The 14,798-nt window shown below is 43.1% G+C and carries 15 protein-coding genes and 2 tRNA genes; 7 read left to right on the top strand and 10 right to left on the bottom strand.

What is annotated here, in order from left to right:
* Position 1: 1 nt before the first annotated feature.
* On the bottom strand, positions 2 to 262 hold the full coding sequence (locus tag ABS362_RS17940; RefSeq protein ID WP_350414237.1) for a hypothetical protein: 261 nt from the start codon (positions 260 to 262) through the stop codon (positions 2 to 4).
* Between the two features lie 173 nt (positions 263 to 435).
* On the opposite strand from ABS362_RS17940, the gene ABS362_RS17935 reads away from it, so the two are divergent.
* The 5 genes from ABS362_RS17935 to ABS362_RS17915 all read left to right on the top strand — a co-directional run bounded on the left by ABS362_RS17935 (position 436) and on the right by ABS362_RS17915 (position 3,598).
* Entirely contained in the window at positions 436 to 855 is a 420-nt protein-coding gene (locus ABS362_RS17935; protein ID WP_350414235.1) for a hypothetical protein, read from the top strand.
* A gap of 114 nt (positions 856 to 969) precedes the next feature.
* The gene (locus ABS362_RS17930) at positions 970 to 1,248 is read left to right on the top strand and encodes a GIY-YIG nuclease family protein (protein WP_350414233.1); all 279 of its coding nucleotides are present in this window, start codon (positions 970 to 972) and stop codon (positions 1,246 to 1,248) included.
* A gap of 125 nt (positions 1,249 to 1,373) precedes the next feature.
* Positions 1,374 to 2,375, top strand: a complete 1,002-nt coding sequence (locus ABS362_RS17925) for a cation diffusion facilitator family transporter (RefSeq protein WP_350414232.1) — start codon at positions 1,374 to 1,376, stop codon at positions 2,373 to 2,375.
* A 72-nt stretch (positions 2,376 to 2,447) separates the two neighbouring features.
* Positions 2,448 to 3,119 (top strand): peptide-methionine (S)-S-oxide reductase MsrA, encoded by a 672-nt coding sequence (gene msrA / locus ABS362_RS17920; protein WP_350414231.1) that lies wholly within the window; start codon positions 2,448 to 2,450, stop codon positions 3,117 to 3,119.
* Between the two features lie 74 nt (positions 3,120 to 3,193).
* Positions 3,194 to 3,598: a phage holin family protein gene (locus ABS362_RS17915; RefSeq protein WP_350414229.1), complete on the top strand. Its 405-nt coding sequence runs from the start codon at positions 3,194 to 3,196 to the stop codon at positions 3,596 to 3,598.
* A 67-nt stretch (positions 3,599 to 3,665) separates the two neighbouring features.
* On the opposite strand, the gene ABS362_RS17910 is transcribed toward ABS362_RS17915, so the two are convergent.
* The gene (locus tag ABS362_RS17910) at positions 3,666 to 4,736 is read right to left on the bottom strand and encodes an oxidoreductase (RefSeq protein WP_350414228.1); all 1,071 of its coding nucleotides are present in this window, start codon (positions 4,734 to 4,736) and stop codon (positions 3,666 to 3,668) included.
* A gap of 571 nt (positions 4,737 to 5,307) precedes the next feature.
* On the opposite strand from ABS362_RS17910, the gene ABS362_RS17905 reads away from it, so the two are divergent.
* Positions 5,308 to 5,781, top strand: coding sequence for a hypothetical protein (locus tag ABS362_RS17905; protein WP_350414226.1), 474 nt, complete (start codon positions 5,308 to 5,310; stop codon positions 5,779 to 5,781).
* A gap of 252 nt (positions 5,782 to 6,033) precedes the next feature.
* On the opposite strand, the gene ABS362_RS17900 is transcribed toward ABS362_RS17905, so the two are convergent.
* The 5 genes from ABS362_RS17900 to ABS362_RS17880 all read right to left on the bottom strand — a co-directional run bounded on the left by ABS362_RS17900 (position 6,034) and on the right by ABS362_RS17880 (position 12,163).
* Positions 6,034 to 7,164: a tetratricopeptide repeat protein gene (locus tag ABS362_RS17900; RefSeq protein WP_350414224.1), complete on the bottom strand. Its 1,131-nt coding sequence runs from the start codon at positions 7,162 to 7,164 to the stop codon at positions 6,034 to 6,036.
* Positions 7,165 to 7,237: 73 nt separating this feature from the next.
* Entirely contained in the window at positions 7,238 to 9,787 is a 2,550-nt protein-coding gene (gene gyrA / locus ABS362_RS17895) for a DNA gyrase subunit A (RefSeq protein WP_350414222.1), read from the bottom strand.
* Between the two features lie 81 nt (positions 9,788 to 9,868).
* Complete coding sequence (locus tag ABS362_RS17890; protein ID WP_350414221.1) at positions 9,869 to 10,108, bottom strand: hypothetical protein; 240 nt, start codon at positions 10,106 to 10,108, stop codon at positions 9,869 to 9,871.
* 122 nt (positions 10,109 to 10,230) lie between these two features.
* A complete protein-coding gene (locus tag ABS362_RS17885) occupies positions 10,231 to 11,001 on the bottom strand; it encodes an SDR family oxidoreductase (protein WP_350414220.1) in 771 nt (256 codons plus the stop codon).
* Positions 11,002 to 11,149: 148 nt separating this feature from the next.
* Entirely contained in the window at positions 11,150 to 12,163 is a 1,014-nt protein-coding gene (locus ABS362_RS17880) for a metal-dependent hydrolase (RefSeq protein WP_350414219.1), read from the bottom strand.
* A gap of 106 nt (positions 12,164 to 12,269) precedes the next feature.
* Between ABS362_RS17880 and ABS362_RS17875 the strand changes: the two genes are divergently transcribed.
* On the top strand, positions 12,270 to 13,307 hold the full coding sequence (locus ABS362_RS17875; protein WP_350414218.1) for an ion channel: 1,038 nt from the start codon (positions 12,270 to 12,272) through the stop codon (positions 13,305 to 13,307).
* Here ABS362_RS17875 and ABS362_RS17870 read toward each other — a convergent pair.
* The 3 genes from ABS362_RS17870 to ABS362_RS17860 all read right to left on the bottom strand — a co-directional run bounded on the left by ABS362_RS17870 (position 13,300) and on the right by ABS362_RS17860 (position 14,797).
* Complete coding sequence (locus tag ABS362_RS17870; protein WP_350414216.1) at positions 13,300 to 14,466, bottom strand: hypothetical protein; 1,167 nt, start codon at positions 14,464 to 14,466, stop codon at positions 13,300 to 13,302. The two genes, ABS362_RS17875 and ABS362_RS17870, sit on opposite strands and share 8 nt — an antisense overlap.
* A gap of 127 nt (positions 14,467 to 14,593) precedes the next feature.
* Positions 14,594 to 14,666: transfer RNA gene (locus ABS362_RS17865), tRNA-Thr, on the bottom strand.
* A 58-nt stretch (positions 14,667 to 14,724) separates the two neighbouring features.
* Positions 14,725 to 14,797, bottom strand: a tRNA-Thr gene (locus ABS362_RS17860).
* Between the last annotated feature and the right edge of the window lies 1 nt (position 14,798).

The raw sequence follows: 14,798 nt of genomic DNA, 5'->3' as shown, positions 1-14,798 counted from the left end.
TTCATGCCCTATCTACTTTTCCTTTTAAATCCCAATGGCTTTTAAGTATTTCCTGGGTACCAGGTTTTCGTACAATTTTCCGAACATAGCGCTCCCCGGTTATGGCACCATCGGGGCGGCGTGTACCAATAAATAAAGTGACTGGCTCACCATATTCGTTCGTTATAAAAGTTAGGTCTTTGCCAAGCATTTTATCGTCTATCCGCGAATCAGGGGAGTAAGATTTTTCCAGAAAGTACGCTATCTTTTCGTTCAGTGCCATACGTCTTTATACGCAAGATGCAGGTAAGATTGATGCTGGTTAACGGGACGAGCGTACTACTGTAATCCGGGATAACAAGAAACTTCCACTAAATATTTAAGTAAAATAACACCAAAAAAATATAATACTTGTATAACTATACAATTGGTTAGCAAGGTATTAAATAAGGTTTTATGGAAATATTAAAGCTTAAGGCGCAACTGGATGCACCACATGTAGCTGATTTTTTGAAACTCTATAGTTGTGAAGATGATACGGTGTTGCTGGCAGATTGGTCTGGTGTGCTCGATGCATCACGGGCACGTAATGGTTGTCCTGTTATGCTTGATATTCTTCGGAAACACCCCTATACCAAAATCCTGAATAACAATTCGAAAGTGACAGGGCATTTTCCGGGTGCGTTGGATTGGCTGGTTGAGGTTTGGTTTCCGGGTCTGTATGAACTTGGGGTGCGCCATTTTGCATGGGTATATTCCTATGATTTTTATACCCAGATCGCTACTGATGAAGTCGCCAAGCTTAGTAATACAGTCGAAATCCAGACATTTTACCAGGTATCTGATGCCCGGGACTGGTTGTTGTCTTTGCCTTAAAAAGTGATGAAAATTAAGCATAGAAGCTCAAAAGCAAAATCAGGAAAAGTCTTTATAACACTAGCCAACACTGCCGCTAACTATACGTATAGCTGTAAATAAATATAGCAGACTATGCAAGCGAACGATAACCACTACTTTGTATACATTTGCGGGGGCACACCCGATAAGAACCTGCAAATTGGTACAGCAGGCAACCTGCAAAAGCACCTGCAGCAAATGCAGCCGCAAAACACTACCCAACCCCAGAAACTGGTTTACTACGAGCACTATGACCGTGAAGCCGTAGCGCTTGCCCGTGAAAAACAAATAAAAGAAAACAGCACAAACGACAATCATCGGCTCATAGAATCCATGAACCCGAACTGGCTGGACCTGAGCGACCTGCTTTAACCATTCCTTTGGAATAGTAATAAACAGAACTTCAACTGCCCCGTCAATGGCTGAAAAACGGGTAAGGGAGGGGTATTTTTCGTATCTTTGCCTGGTATCTGTTTATTAGACCAGCCTGACACCGGATGTTGCAAACTATTAGCCGCCTGCGCGAAAATATTAGACTACAGTTAGTGGTGGTTTTAGTAGGCGTGTTGCTGCTGCTTGCCAAATTTGTTGCCTATTTCCTTACCAATTCAAATGCTATCCTTACTGATGCCCTCGAATCTATTATAAATGTAGTAGCCGGTGGGTTTTCGCTTTATAGTCTGGTTTTATCGGCCCGGCCCCGCGACGAAAACCACCCGTACGGGCATGGTAAAATAGAATTTATAGCTGCCACTCTCGAAGGTTCTCTTATCCTTGTGGCCGGTAGTGTTATTATCTTTAAATCGGTTTATAACCTGTTTGAGCCACAAACCCTGCATCAACTTGATATTGGTATTATACTTACAGCAGCTACCGGTATTGTAAACTACACAGTGGGCTATATTACAGAGCGTAGAGGCGAAAGTGTTAATTCATTGGTTTTAGTAGCAGGAGGGAAGCATCTTAAATCAGATGCGTATTCTACGGCAGGCATTCTGGTGGGCCTGTTACTCATTTTCCTGACCGGTTATATATGGTTGGATAGTTTGGTGGCTGTTATTTTTGGTGGAGTGATATGCTATACCGGTTATAAGATATTAAGGTCATCGGTAGCTGGTATTATGGATGAAGCGGACTATGAACTGCTGCAACGAATAGTGGCTGTTCTTAACGATAACCGCCGCGAAAACTGGATCGATATTCATAACCTCAGGGTCATAAAATACGGCGCAACACTGCACATCGACTGTCATTTAACTGTTCCGTGGTACCTTAACGTGCTGGAAGCCCACGACGAAGTAGAAGCCTTGGGCTCACTTGTGCGTGATAAAATTGATCCGAGCATTGAATTGTTCGTTCATACCGACCCCTGTATTGAAGCTTCGTGCAGCATCTGCTCTAAACAGGATTGCCAGGTGCGAAAACACGACTTTAAAAAGCTGGTACCTTGGGATTTTGAGAAAGTGATCTCCGACCGCAAGCATAGTCTTTACGAGTAACTATAGTTTAGGGTGAAGTTAAACCAATCCGTTGTTTACCTGTTGTCGTAGTTATACTATAAACACTAGCCTATGTCAACCTTATTTTATATTTTCCTGCCCTTTTTTCTTTTCCTGAGCTCCTGTTCTCAGGCAGAAACCAATACCGAAAGTGAAGCAACTATAACCGAAGCAAACCTGGTTCAGGCCGATACTGCTGGTCTTGCCAAAGCCACTTTTGCAGGTGGTTGCTTCTGGTGCACCGAAGCTTATTTCGAGCGACTGACCGGAGTTAAAGCAGTCATTTCGGGATACTCAGGCGGCAAAGAAAGCAAGCCAACTTACGAACAGGTTAGCGCAGGTCTATCTACGCATGCCGAAGCAGTGCAGGTATATTATAACCCCAAACAGATCACATATTCTGAACTCGTAAATGTGTTCTTCGACACCCACGACCCAACCACACTGAACCGTCAGGGCCCGGATTACGGCAAGCAATATCGCTCGATCGCTTTTTACAGAACGCCTCAGGAGAAGGCTATTTTAACCGAGTATATCAAAAAGCTGAATGAATCGGAGAAGCATAAAAAGAAGGTTGTAACTATAGTTCAACCTTTTAAAAAGTTCTGGCCAGCCGAAGCCTATCATCAGGACTATTACGAACGCAATCCATCTGACCCGTATGTGGTAAGCGTAGCCCGCCCCAAAGTGCGAAAATTTGAAGCAAGCTATAAGCAGAAACTAAAGCCAGAATATCGGAAATAGAATATTAGCTATCTAAATATAGCTTTTTACCGTAGTAGGGAGTCTAATGAATTTAAACTCTAAATAATAAAACTATGGACTTCATTATTAACCTGTTGGTGACAGCAGCTGTTATTTTGCTATTATCGTATGCCATGTCGAGTGTGCACGTAAAAAGTTTCTGGACAGCGCTTTGGGTAGCGTTCCTGACTGCTATACTTACTGCAACTATAGGCTGGCTTTTGGGTGGTGTACTAAACCTGGTAACGTTCTTTTTACTGGAAGCTATTGTAGGGCTTATTGTTACGGCCCTGATGCTGAAACTGGTAGATATGCTGGTAAGTAATTTCAAGATCGACGGCTTTTTACCAGCACTTATTATAGCTATAGTGGTGGCTATTGCACTGGCTATAGTTGGCTGGCTAAGAGGCGATAACGATGATGAATACGCTAAATTAGATGATAAGCCGCTTACAGAACAGGTTTATCAGCAAGCGTAAACTATAAAATCTCAAAACAAGAAAGCCTGGACAGTGATGCTGTTCAGGCTTTCTTGTTTTATATCACTCAGCTGAAACTATAGCTTAATGTTCGATTTTCCTGGCTACTTTGCATAGCCAGTTCAATTATCCTGATCGTATTTCGGGCTTGTTCTGGTTTAACTTCCAATTCATCCTGGCCAATTATAGCATCATATACATTCTGGTATAAGCCACTATAATCACCAATTTCACTTTCAATCTTACCTTTAAAATGAAGGCCATTGAGTTCTGTGTTTAGCATGCCCCACAATTCTTCAGGTTCCTGGCCCCAGTCTGTGGCAGCTGCAGTAGGGAAGGAGCCAGCCTTTAAAGCAGCCTCCTGCACATCCATGCCATATTTTACAAAAGAGCCTTTTGAACCATGCAGAATAAAGTGTGGGCCAGTTTCACGCACTAACATGCCAGCTTTTAATATCACTTTCAGGTTGCTGTAAAATAAAACAACTTCAAAATAATCCGGAATCTTAGATCCCTGGCGTTGTATTTTTATATCGGCATAAACACGTTGGGGTTCGCCAAAGAGTACCAGTGCCTGGTCTATCAGGTGTGCTCCAAGGTCATACAATATGCCAGCGCCCGGCAAATTCTCTTCTTTCCAGGTATCTGGTTTTATCTCATTTCTGTACCTGTCAAAATGCGCTTCATATTCTACCAGTCTACCAAGCAGGTTGTCTTGCAACACTTTCTTAACTGTTTTAAAGTCGCTGTCCCAGCGGCGGTTCTGGTAAACGGTAAGTACTTTTTGCTTTTCCTTAGCCAATACGATCAGTTCATCGGCTTCAGCGCTGGTAATGGTAAATGGCTTATCAACTAGTACATGCTTACCAGCCAGTAACGCAGCCTTTGCCAGATTGTAATGTGTGGGGTTTGCAGTAGCAACAACTACCAGATCTATCGTTTCATCTTCAATAATATCCTGTTCAGAGGCTACAATCTCAGTTTTCGGGTAACGCAGTCTGGCTAATGCAACACTTTCAGGCCGGTTTGCTTTTATCTTTTTAAGTTTAAGTCCGGCTACATTTGCTATAAAAGGAGCATGAAAAAGCCTACCGGCCATACCAAAACCAAGTAATCCAACATGTATAGTTGCTGCCATAGTTATGCTAAAGATTTATACAAAAATAAAAGAGCGTCTTTATAATTAGACTATAGAGGCGCTTATAGTACTAAAACAGGCAAAGCCTAGTGCTGCTTAAAAGTCGAAGAAATCAATTATTTCTTCCAATTCACCGCGATCTAACCTAATTCCCCGGCATTTCGGTTAACAAACAATCTAAACTCCATTTTTATCGCTCATCAAAGGCGTTGTATTGCAGGAAGGGCACTTCGTGGTAAAACTAAATATAGTCAAAGAACGCCGGAAAACCGATTGAATTGCATTTCTATAGATAAGACTACATATATGATTTGACATTTTAACAGGGTTGATGAATTATTCTTAAATCATAATGAGATGTAGTAAGTTCTTAGCTATCAATAAAATATATAATTATTATTATATATTAGATAATAACAGGCATAAATAGATAGAGATTGTCCTATATTTGCACTTATAATTTTTAAAGTTCACCTACATAGCGCAGCAAAACTGTTCTGGATATCTGAGCATAAAAATTGCACAAAAGGGCAGGAGCCCGAACTACTAAAACAAATTTATAATCAATTAAATGAAAAAAGTATTACTATTAGCAGTAGCTGTAGCAGCTATGGCAACAAGCTGTACAAGTGTAAACAAGACAATGCGTGAACCAAATACACACGTTGAGCTTGTTAAAAGCGATTTTATTTACTCCGGACAGGTAACTGCAGAAGCTACAACTACAAAGATACTGGGTATCGATTTCGAAAGGATCTTTAAAGCAGAAGGTGGATCAACTCAGGGTGGCGGGCCAATCAGTATTGCATCTGTGCCAGTAATTGGCAATATGATCGCTGACCGTACGGCAAACTATGCGCTGTACAACCTGATGGTAGCTAACCCGGGTTATGACGTGGTATTTTACCCACAATACGAAACTAAAGTAGTGAAGCCATTCTTAGGCATCGGTCTTTTAACAAAGATCACAAAAGTTAAAACTACTGCACGTTTAGCCAAACTTAATGGCGACACAACATTAGAAACTGCTAAAGCAAAGAAGTAACAGACCTGACTTAGTATAATAAAAAAAGCCTCTGATAATTCAGAGGTTTTTTTATGGTTTGTAATTTAGATCAACAGATTTGTAACTATAGATTGTTGGCGTCTTCTATTTAACATAAAGTATATTATCAGTGACACTTATTTAGAAAGTATAAATAAGACTTATAATTTATATTATGTTAAGTAGCGTATTTGATAAGTAAAAAGGGAGGCTATTATAACCTCCCTTTTTACTTATCTGTTACTGAATAAATTATTTCAGTTTCTTGTTAATGCGTTCTGCATCTGCCTTGCGGCCTAAGCGAGTATACACTGACATCAGGTTTCTCAGTGTAGACTGATCTTCCGGCTGGATCTCTATAGCTTTCTCGAAATAAGGTACAGATGCCTGGAAATGCTTATTAGCTTCTGCTTCTATTGCTTTACCTTTTTTCTGGTAAGTTGCATAGTCCATCTTCTCTGCTTTCTTAGATACTGCTACACCTTTGTTAAACTCCAGTACTGCCAGGTTATAGTAAGCATCAAAGTTTTTAGGATCAATTTCAATGGCTTTCTGGTAGCTCTTGTAAGCGCCGGCCATGTCGTTCTTTTTCTCCTGTAGGTTACCTAATACGGCATAAAGGCTGGCGTTATTCGGATCAGCTGCAATCGTTTTTTCCAGTTTCGCCATTGCTTCGTCAGCACGATCGTTCTTCAGGTAATAACGAAGTTCTTCCTGCATCAGGTAAACACTGTTCGGATATGCTTTCAAACCTTCTGCAAGTGCTGCCATAACCTGCTCATCGCTGGCTTCAGACTCCTGCAGCAACTGTACTTTAGTTTTATAAGCATCTTCATCAGCTTTGCCGCTTGCAATTAACTTGTCGTAAAAACTAATTGCTTTTGGATAGTCCTTGTTATTGATAGCTGCGTAAGCACCATACTTAAGTGCTGTCGTATCGCCTGGCTTTGCTTTAAGTGCCAGTTCATAGTTGGCAATGGCTTTATCCCAAACCTGGCTGTTATGGAATTCTACTGCCTGGTTTAAAACCTGACCGTAAAGTGCTTCCAGTTTAGCAGGCACTTGCTTGCCATACTGACCATCTTTACCATCCAGGGCTATAGTTTTATCATACGCTTCAAAAACTATCTTTGGCGTTTCTTCTGTAGCCAGTTTACCATATATCGGGTGACCGATGATGTCCTGGTAAATAGCGCCGCGGGTAAACCACGTCTTTGCTTTATCTTTTGTCTTGTCGTGGGCAATGGCCTGGTCTATAGAAGCTTGTGCTTTATCCAGTGTACCATTTTTATGGCTAAGGATGGCACTGTTCACAGCCGAGTTCTGTGCGCTAGCCACTGTAATGGTAGCAGCTGCCAATGCAGTTAAGAGTACTTTTTTCATGCTCGTTTATGAAAGGTTTGTATTTGTTGTTTAACGTTAATTGAATGCAAATAAATTCCTGACTGGCAATGTTTTATGATTCTTCAGTAGTTTCAGGGTCTACCATGGTATCCGGTTGTAAGGTTTCTTCAGGTTCTAATTCTGATTGTTCCATTACTACTTTTTCCATTTCTTCTTCGGTATCCATCTCTACCTGAGCCACTGAAGAAATCTGGTCTCCTTCATTCAGTTTTATCAGGCGTACACCTTGCGTTGCACGGCCGATAGTACGAATATCCGAAACATTTAACCTGATCGTAATACCTGATCGGTTTATGATCATCAGGTCATCTGTATCAACCACACCTTTAATAGCTACCAGTTTACCAGTTTTTTCAGTTACGTTCAGGGTTTTAACACCTTTACCTCCACGGTTCGTGATGCGGTACTCGTCCAGTACAGAGCGCTTACCGTAACCGTTTTCTGATACAACCAGTAGTTCAGTCTCATTGCTCTCTACACAAACCATACCAACAACTTTATCCTCTGGTCCGGCAAGTGTTACGGCTCTTACACCGGCAGCGTTACGGCCCATTGGGCGCACCTGCGTTTCGTTAAAGCGAATCGCTCTCCCCGACTCCAGCGCGATAATTATTTCGCTGTTACCGGTAGTCAGCTGCACATCCAGCAATCTGTCGCCTTCGTTTATAGTAATGGCGTTTATACCATTCGTTCTCGGGCGTGAGTAAGACTCCAGCACTGTTTTCTTGATCGTACCTTTCTCGGTAATAAATACCAGATTGTGGTTCAGAATATAATCCTGGTTTTTCAGGTCGTGAATGTTCATGACAGCACGAACTTTATCTTCCTTCTCGATCTGGATGATGTTCTGGATAGCACGTCCTTTGGTGGTCTTCCCTCCTTCCGGAATCTCATAAACCTTCAGCCAGAATACTTTACCAAATTCGGTAAAGAACAACATATAATTGTGCGTGCTGGCTACGAATAAATGCTCTGTAAAGTCAGTCTCCTTAGAGGCAGCAACTCCACGCGAACCTATGCCGCCACGGCTTTGGCTGCGGTACTCACTCAGCGAAGTACGTTTTATATAACCCTCATGCGAAATGGTAATAACCATGTTCTCTTCAGGTATCATGTCTTCGTATGAAATATCGCCGGTGCTGGCTTCTATACTTGTGCGACGTACATCACCGTAACGTTCTTTAATCTCAGCAAGCTCATCTTTGATGATCTGCATGCGAAGCGCTTCATCGTTCAGGATAGATGTCAGGTAATCGATCAGCTGCATGATCTCCTTATACTCGTTCTCTATCTTGTCGCGCTCCAGGCCGGTAAGGCGCTGTAAACGCATGTCCAATATCGCTCTGGCCTGTATCTCTGATAAGCTGAAGCGTTCTATCAAACTGTTGCGGGCAATCTCAGGGTCACGCGAAGAACGGATCAGGTTGATCACTTCGTCCAGGTTATCCAGCGCTATCAGTAAGCCTTCCAGGATGTGGGCACGCTTCTTCGCTTCTTCCAGTTCGTACTGTGTTCTGCGAACTACAACCTCATGGCGGTGCTCTACGAAATGAACTATAAGATCTTTCAGATTCAGCGTCATCGGGCGGCCTTTTACAAGGGCCACGTTGTTCACGCCAAACGAAGACTGCAGTGCTGTATACTTGTAAAGGTTATTCAGTACAACATTCGGAATAGCATCACGCTTCAGGTCGTAAACAATACGCAGACCGTCACGGTCAGACTCATCACGCAGATCAGAAATACCTTCAATTTTCTTTTCGTTGATAAGCGCGGCTGTTTTCTCGATCAGGGTAGCCTTGTTTACCATGTAAGGTATCTCGGTTACAATGATCTGCTCTTTACCGGAAGGCAAGGTTTCAAAAATGGCACGACCACGCATCAGCACACGGCCACGGCCGGTCTCAAACGCAGACTTTACGCCATCATACCCGTGAATGATACCACCTGTCGGGAAATCCGGAGCCGTGATGTACTGCATCAGTTCGGCTATAGTTATATCGCGGTTATCGATGTAGGCAACTATACCGTTTATAACTTCTGTTAAGTTATGTGGCGCCATGTTAGTGGCCATACCTACTGCAATACCAGACGTTCCGTTTACCAGCAGGTTCGGGAATTTGGCAGGCATTACGCTTGGTTCCTTCAACGAGTCGTCGAAGTTCGGCACGAAGTCTACCGTGTTCTTGTCCAGGTCGTTCAGCAGCTCGTCGGCAATACGCTTCAAACGAGCTTCGGTATAACGCATGGCAGCCGGCGAGTCACCGTCTATAGAGCCATAGTTACCCTGGCCATCAACAAGCGGGTAGCGCAGCGACCATTCCTGGGCCATACGCACCATCGTTTCGTAAACCGAAGAGTCACCGTGCGGGTGATACTTACCCAACACCTCTCCCACTATACGGGCCGATTTTTTATAGGCTTTATTATACGATACCCCCAGTTCAGACATACCATAAAGCACGCGGCGATGCACCGGCTTTAATCCGTCCCGAACATCGGGTAAGGCTCTCGAAATGATAACAGACATTGAGTAATCGATATACGCGCCGCGCATTTCGTCTTCAATGTTTATTGGTATTATTCTTTCGCCTTCATTCATGTTTCGAAGTATAAATAATTGGTTTTTATTAAAAAGTAATATTCAGGCAATTTAGCAAAAATCAGCGTTTAGCTATATAGCTTAGTTCTTATTTTTACTCTTATCCTTTTCGTTCTTAGGTCGCTTTTTCTGTTTTGGCATCTTCTCGCCGTATTTCATATTCTGTTTTTTCCAGATAGGGACTCCCCTGTACTCGCCTTCGCCATGCGGATGCACCATACGTATCTGGCAAGGTTCGATCGGGCAGGCCGGTCTGCAGGATAAAACTGATAGGGATAGAAGAGAAATAATGACAAGAAGTAGAATGCGGTTTGTAGCCATGTTGTTGGGTTTTAGAGAGCAACGAAATAAGTAACTACTCCCATATCCTGAACATACAAATTTACACTTTTTTACCTACAAAAACCAGCATTTAAAAGCTATAGTTTCATGTTTTTAGCAGTTTATTGCGGGTGAAAACCGTTGATGGTAAAACCGCCATCCACTGCCAGTGTTTGGCCGGTAATGTAAGCTGCTGCAGGCATACACAAAAAGGCTATAGCAGCTGCTACATCTTCTGGTTTGCCAATCTTGCGGAGCGGTGTGTGATTGATTACATTATTGTAGAATTCTTCGTTTTGCAATACCGTCTGGGCGAGCGGGGTGCTGATATACCAGGGAGCTATAGCGTTTACCCGGATATTGTCTTTAGCCCATTCTGCTGCCAGGTTACGGGTAAGTTGAGTTAGAGCAGCTTTTGTCATGCCATATACACTGCCTGTGCGCACATGCGTAAGTCCGGCTACCGAGGTAACGTGTATGATATTTCCCTGCTCTGCAGCTGACAACAAAGGGTAAAGCAGCCTGTTCAATTCAAACGCCGAACGCAGGTTTGTATTCATGATAAAGTCAAACTCCTCGGTACTATAGTCTGCTGTTGGCTTCCGGATGTTTGTGCCCACATTGTTTACTAGGATATCCAGGCTGCCCCAATTGCCTTCAACCCAGCTAACCAGTTGCTGCCTGCCTTCCGTGGTGCTCATATCAGCCGCCAAAATGTGCAGCGAGCTGGTTGTATTATCCTGTAGCTTCTGCAGGTCTTCCGGCTTCCGGGCTACGGCCAGGACATCTGCACCCAATGCTAAGAACTCCTGCACCGTTGCTTCGCCTATGCCTTTGGATCCACCTGTAACTATCGCTTTTTTATTTTGTAAAGACCATCTGTTCGTATTCATCCTTTTTAATGCTATTCGTCCGTAAATTAACTTCTCAAACTATAGTTTATGCTTTTGCAAGTGCAGCAGAAAGCTATACTAGTTCTGTTCAAAGATAAGCATTAGCTGCCAAACAAAAAGAGCAGGTGCTGCTGACCTGCTTTCGCTGCTAAATTCCATTTATCCGATCCCAGTAATCCTTAAAATATTCCTTATCTATCTCAGGACGGTTATTTATCTCTTTAAACCCAAGCGAGCCATCCGGGTTTTTCCAGACATGGTACACAAACACGTAGCCTCCACCTCCGGCGCGCCAATCGTCAAACTTACCAAAACGCAGGTCATTGATTAGGATACCTTTTTCGGCCGGAACTATAGTGTAGTAGCCTTTCGTGATCTCCATCAAACGATCTAATCTTGGATTACCCAGGTATGGTTTTAATAAATCTTTGTTCTGAGGCTCGAAACTATAGTTTATCTTTTTGCCGTCATCCAGCAACGAATAAAAACCATGATAAAAACCACTTTCTCCTTCAACTGTAACCGACCAGAAAATAGTGTTTAGCGGCGTTGGCTTACTGATGTACGAACTATAGTTGATGTCATGTGCTTTCAGGTTCTTTTCAAAAACATTGTTTGCCGCTGCTTTGGCACCGAACGAGAATAGCAAATATGCTGTACTAAGAGCAAGTCCGGTATAGTTTAAGATGCGGCGTTTAGGGTTTTTTCGGTTATAAAAAGCTGCTGCTACAACACAGATCAGGAAGGGCAATGTATACAGCGGATCGATAACAAAGATGTTGTAAAAAGCGACGCCATAGTTACTGAAAGGCCAGAAAAGCTGCGTTCCCCAGGTAGTGCAGGCATCGAGCAAGGCGTGTGTGGTGAAGCCTAAAAAGAAAAGCAAGGTCCAGGGTGCAAAGCCAAGATTATCTTTCTTGTAGAGCCTGTTAAGTAGCCAGCCGAGTAAAGGCGACATAACTATAGCAAATAAAAACGAATGCGTGACAGACCTGTGAAAGCTTAGCTGGCCTACCATGTCAAGCATAGGATTAGCGAGCACATCCAGATCCGGTATAGTTCCGGCAATGGCACCCCACAACAGCGCCTTATTCCCGATCTTTTTGCCGGCAACTGCTTCGCCAACCGAAGCTCCTAGTACAATTTGCGTAAGTGAATCCATAAGTCAGAGAGCAGATAATTTGTAACTCCAGCGCTAAGCGAAACAACCTGCTGATGTTTGTAAAGGTATAACGACAAATGCAAAACTCCATACCTGAACAAAAACGATGCACTATATCCTGTTAACAGCCGGGGGTGGCATTTTGATTTTGCTGACCATCTATGACCTGTTGTATACTACGCTTTCATCACGGGGGGCCGGACCAGTCAGTAATATTATCAGCAAAGGCATCTGGTACTTTTCAAAAAAATTAAGTAAGCTTTTCCGGTCTCAGTCCATGTTATCCTGGGTGGGCATTGCAATTATTTGTGCCACCGTGGGTAGCTGGGTTATCATGCTTTGGGCTGGCAATGCGCTTATTTTTATAGCTGACCCTATGGCTGTTGTAAAAAGCGAAACGAACCAGCCTGCCGATACTTTTGAGCGGATATACTATACCGGCTATTCACTTTCTACTATGGGGAACGGTGATTTTATTGGTGGCTCTGATCTTTGGAAAATATATGCCTCTGTTATCTCCTTTACAGGACTGATCTTTATCACAATCGCTATAACGTATATGGTGCCGGTATTAAGTGCTGTTACTACACGCAGGTCGCTGAGTATTCGAATGGCCTCAATGGGACATAGTGCACAGGCGTTGCTGATAAATAACTGGAATGGGAAAGACTTTAAAATGCTGAACAGCCAGTTTGACGGGTTAGAAGAACAGTTGGCGCAACAAGGTCAGATGCACCTGGCCTATCCGGTACTATTTTATTACCATCATATAAAAAAAGAAAACAGTCTGTTACTGAATATTGTCGTGCTGGATGAAGCAATAAGTACCCTATACCTTTACATAGAGGAAGACAAAAGACCGGACCAGGAATATTTACTACCCTTGCGAAAAGCGCTGACCAGTTATATCGAAACGATAGGTTCTACCTTTGTACAAGCCAGTGAGGAAAAGGCTCCGCCACTGGATATATCGGAACTGATAAAAGTAGGTATACCTATAGTTCAGCCAAGCAATGAAACTATTGAACAACTGGCTTATAGACGCTCCTGCCTTAAAACGATAATCGACAAAACCGGTTGGGAATGGGAAGACCTGACTCGCCCCGCCTTCGATAAAAAACTGGATCTTCCGGGACTTATTTAATGATCGGCATGCGCTTGAATTCCTTTGTCCTGTCGAAGAGGTAACGGAAAGTGCCATGGGTTTTATAGATGCGGCTACCCAGATTCTCTACCAGGTTCATCATTTTAGGGTTAAAATCACCGATCCAGTTCATTTGCAGGTCTACGTAAGGGATACTGGAGTTACCCTGTATAAGCTTGCCTGCCTCTACCACCATAGCGGATTCAACACCTTTACCCTGGTGTTCCGGCGTAATTCCGAACACAATGCCATACATGGTTTTACAGGCACCTCTCCACTTATGGAAAATAAACTTCAGCTTACCCCATAAATCCATTTTGCCATTTACGTACCGGAACAAACTGTTAAGTTCCGGGATAGCTATAAAGAAACCCACAGGTTCGTTTTCGTAATAAGCAAACCACATGATCTTTTCATCTATCACAGGCTTCAACGTTCTCATTACAGTAGCAGCCTGCGTTTCAGTCATAGGTTTTACGCCTTCGTGTTTTGCCCAGCCTTTGTTATAAACTGTCCGGAAATCTTCGGTATATTTTGGCAGGTTCTTTATATCCATATGCTCAAAACGATACGCCGGGTTTGCAATAATCTGCTTTGCTTTTTCGCGATATTTTTCCGGGATCGGGTCGTTCACCATGCGGTGATACGTGTACTGGTTAAAGTAAAGGCCAAAACCATAATTCTCGAGCAGGCGCTGGTAATATGGGTAGTTATAGTGCATGCCATAGTTTGGCGGCGTAAAACCATCTATCAAAAGTCCCCACCATTTATCGCGGTCGCCCAGGTTAATCGGACCATCCATAGCTTCCATGCCTCGCTCCTGCAGCCAGTTCTTACACGCATCAAGCAGCATATTGGCAGCCTCCTGGTCATCTATACAATCAAAAAAACCCATGCCACCCGTAGGCTGATCTCCGGCTTTAGATGTTTTAGGGTTTATGAATGCAGCCACACGACCGATCAATTTTCCTTTATCATCTTTCAGTACCCAGCGGATAGCCTCTCCATCGCGCAGCAACCTGTTCTTTTTAGGATCAAAAACGCCAAGCACATCTTTATCCAATGGCCTGATATAGTTCTTGTCTTTTTTATAAAGATCGATCTGAACCTGCAGGAAAGCATTTTCAAGGGCAGGCGTGTTTACTTCGATGAGTTGCATAGTTTAGTTAACCTTTGAGATCAAACACCAAAATAAAGGATTAAACCTGATAAATCATAAGCTATAGTTACGGCAGGCCCAGAAACAAAAAAGCCTTCAGGTAGTGAACCTAAAGGCTTTTGGAGTGAGCCCCCAGTCGGAATCGAACCAACGACCTACTGATTACAAGTCAGTTGCTCTACCAGCTGAGCTATGGAGGCTTGTACTTATGTTTGAAATAAAAAGCACATGCAGTACAAACATGTGCTTTTTTAGGTGAGCCCCCAGTCGGAATCGAACCAACGACCTACTGATTACAAGTCAGTTGCTCTACCAGCTGAGCTATGGAGGCT

It is taken from the genome of Pontibacter populi (assembly GCF_040278685.1).
Classification (GTDB): domain Bacteria; phylum Bacteroidota; class Bacteroidia; order Cytophagales; family Hymenobacteraceae; genus Pontibacter; species Pontibacter populi.
The sequence above is the reverse complement of the archived record's forward strand: the minus strand, read 5'-3'. Positions and strand labels throughout refer to the sequence as shown.

What these genes read in the sequence shown, in the direction of transcription:
- ABS362_RS17905 (WP_350414226.1), top strand. Translation starts at nt 5,308, where the DNA reads ATGAAAAAAGTATTACTATTAGCAGTAGCTGTAGCAGCTATGGCAACA.
- ABS362_RS17875 (WP_350414218.1), top strand. Translation starts at nt 12,270, where the DNA reads ATGCACTATATCCTGTTAACAGCCGGGGGTGGCATTTTGATTTTGCTG.
- ABS362_RS17935 (WP_350414235.1), top strand. Translation starts at nt 436, where the DNA reads ATGGAAATATTAAAGCTTAAGGCGCAACTGGATGCACCACATGTAGCT.
- ABS362_RS17940 (WP_350414237.1), bottom strand. Translation starts at nt 262, where the DNA reads ATGGCACTGAACGAAAAGATAGCGTACTTTCTGGAAAAATCTTACTCC.
- ABS362_RS17890 (WP_350414221.1), bottom strand. Translation starts at nt 10,108, where the DNA reads ATGGCTACAAACCGCATTCTACTTCTTGTCATTATTTCTCTTCTATCC.
- ABS362_RS17910 (WP_350414228.1), bottom strand. Translation starts at nt 4,736, where the DNA reads ATGGCAGCAACTATACATGTTGGATTACTTGGTTTTGGTATGGCCGGT.
- ABS362_RS17870 (WP_350414216.1), bottom strand. Translation starts at nt 14,466, where the DNA reads ATGCAACTCATCGAAGTAAACACGCCTGCCCTTGAAAATGCTTTCCTG.
- ABS362_RS17925 (WP_350414232.1), top strand. Translation starts at nt 1,374, where the DNA reads ATGTTGCAAACTATTAGCCGCCTGCGCGAAAATATTAGACTACAGTTA.
- ABS362_RS17900 (WP_350414224.1), bottom strand. Translation starts at nt 7,164, where the DNA reads ATGAAAAAAGTACTCTTAACTGCATTGGCAGCTGCTACCATTACAGTG.
- ABS362_RS17930 (WP_350414233.1), top strand. Translation starts at nt 970, where the DNA reads ATGCAAGCGAACGATAACCACTACTTTGTATACATTTGCGGGGGCACA.
- ABS362_RS17915 (WP_350414229.1), top strand. Translation starts at nt 3,194, where the DNA reads ATGGACTTCATTATTAACCTGTTGGTGACAGCAGCTGTTATTTTGCTA.
- gyrA (WP_350414222.1), bottom strand. Translation starts at nt 9,787, where the DNA reads ATGAATGAAGGCGAAAGAATAATACCAATAAACATTGAAGACGAAATG.
- ABS362_RS17880 (WP_350414219.1), bottom strand. Translation starts at nt 12,163, where the DNA reads ATGGATTCACTTACGCAAATTGTACTAGGAGCTTCGGTTGGCGAAGCA.
- ABS362_RS17885 (WP_350414220.1), bottom strand. Translation starts at nt 11,001, where the DNA reads ATGAATACGAACAGATGGTCTTTACAAAATAAAAAAGCGATAGTTACA.
- msrA (WP_350414231.1), top strand. Translation starts at nt 2,448, where the DNA reads ATGTCAACCTTATTTTATATTTTCCTGCCCTTTTTTCTTTTCCTGAGC.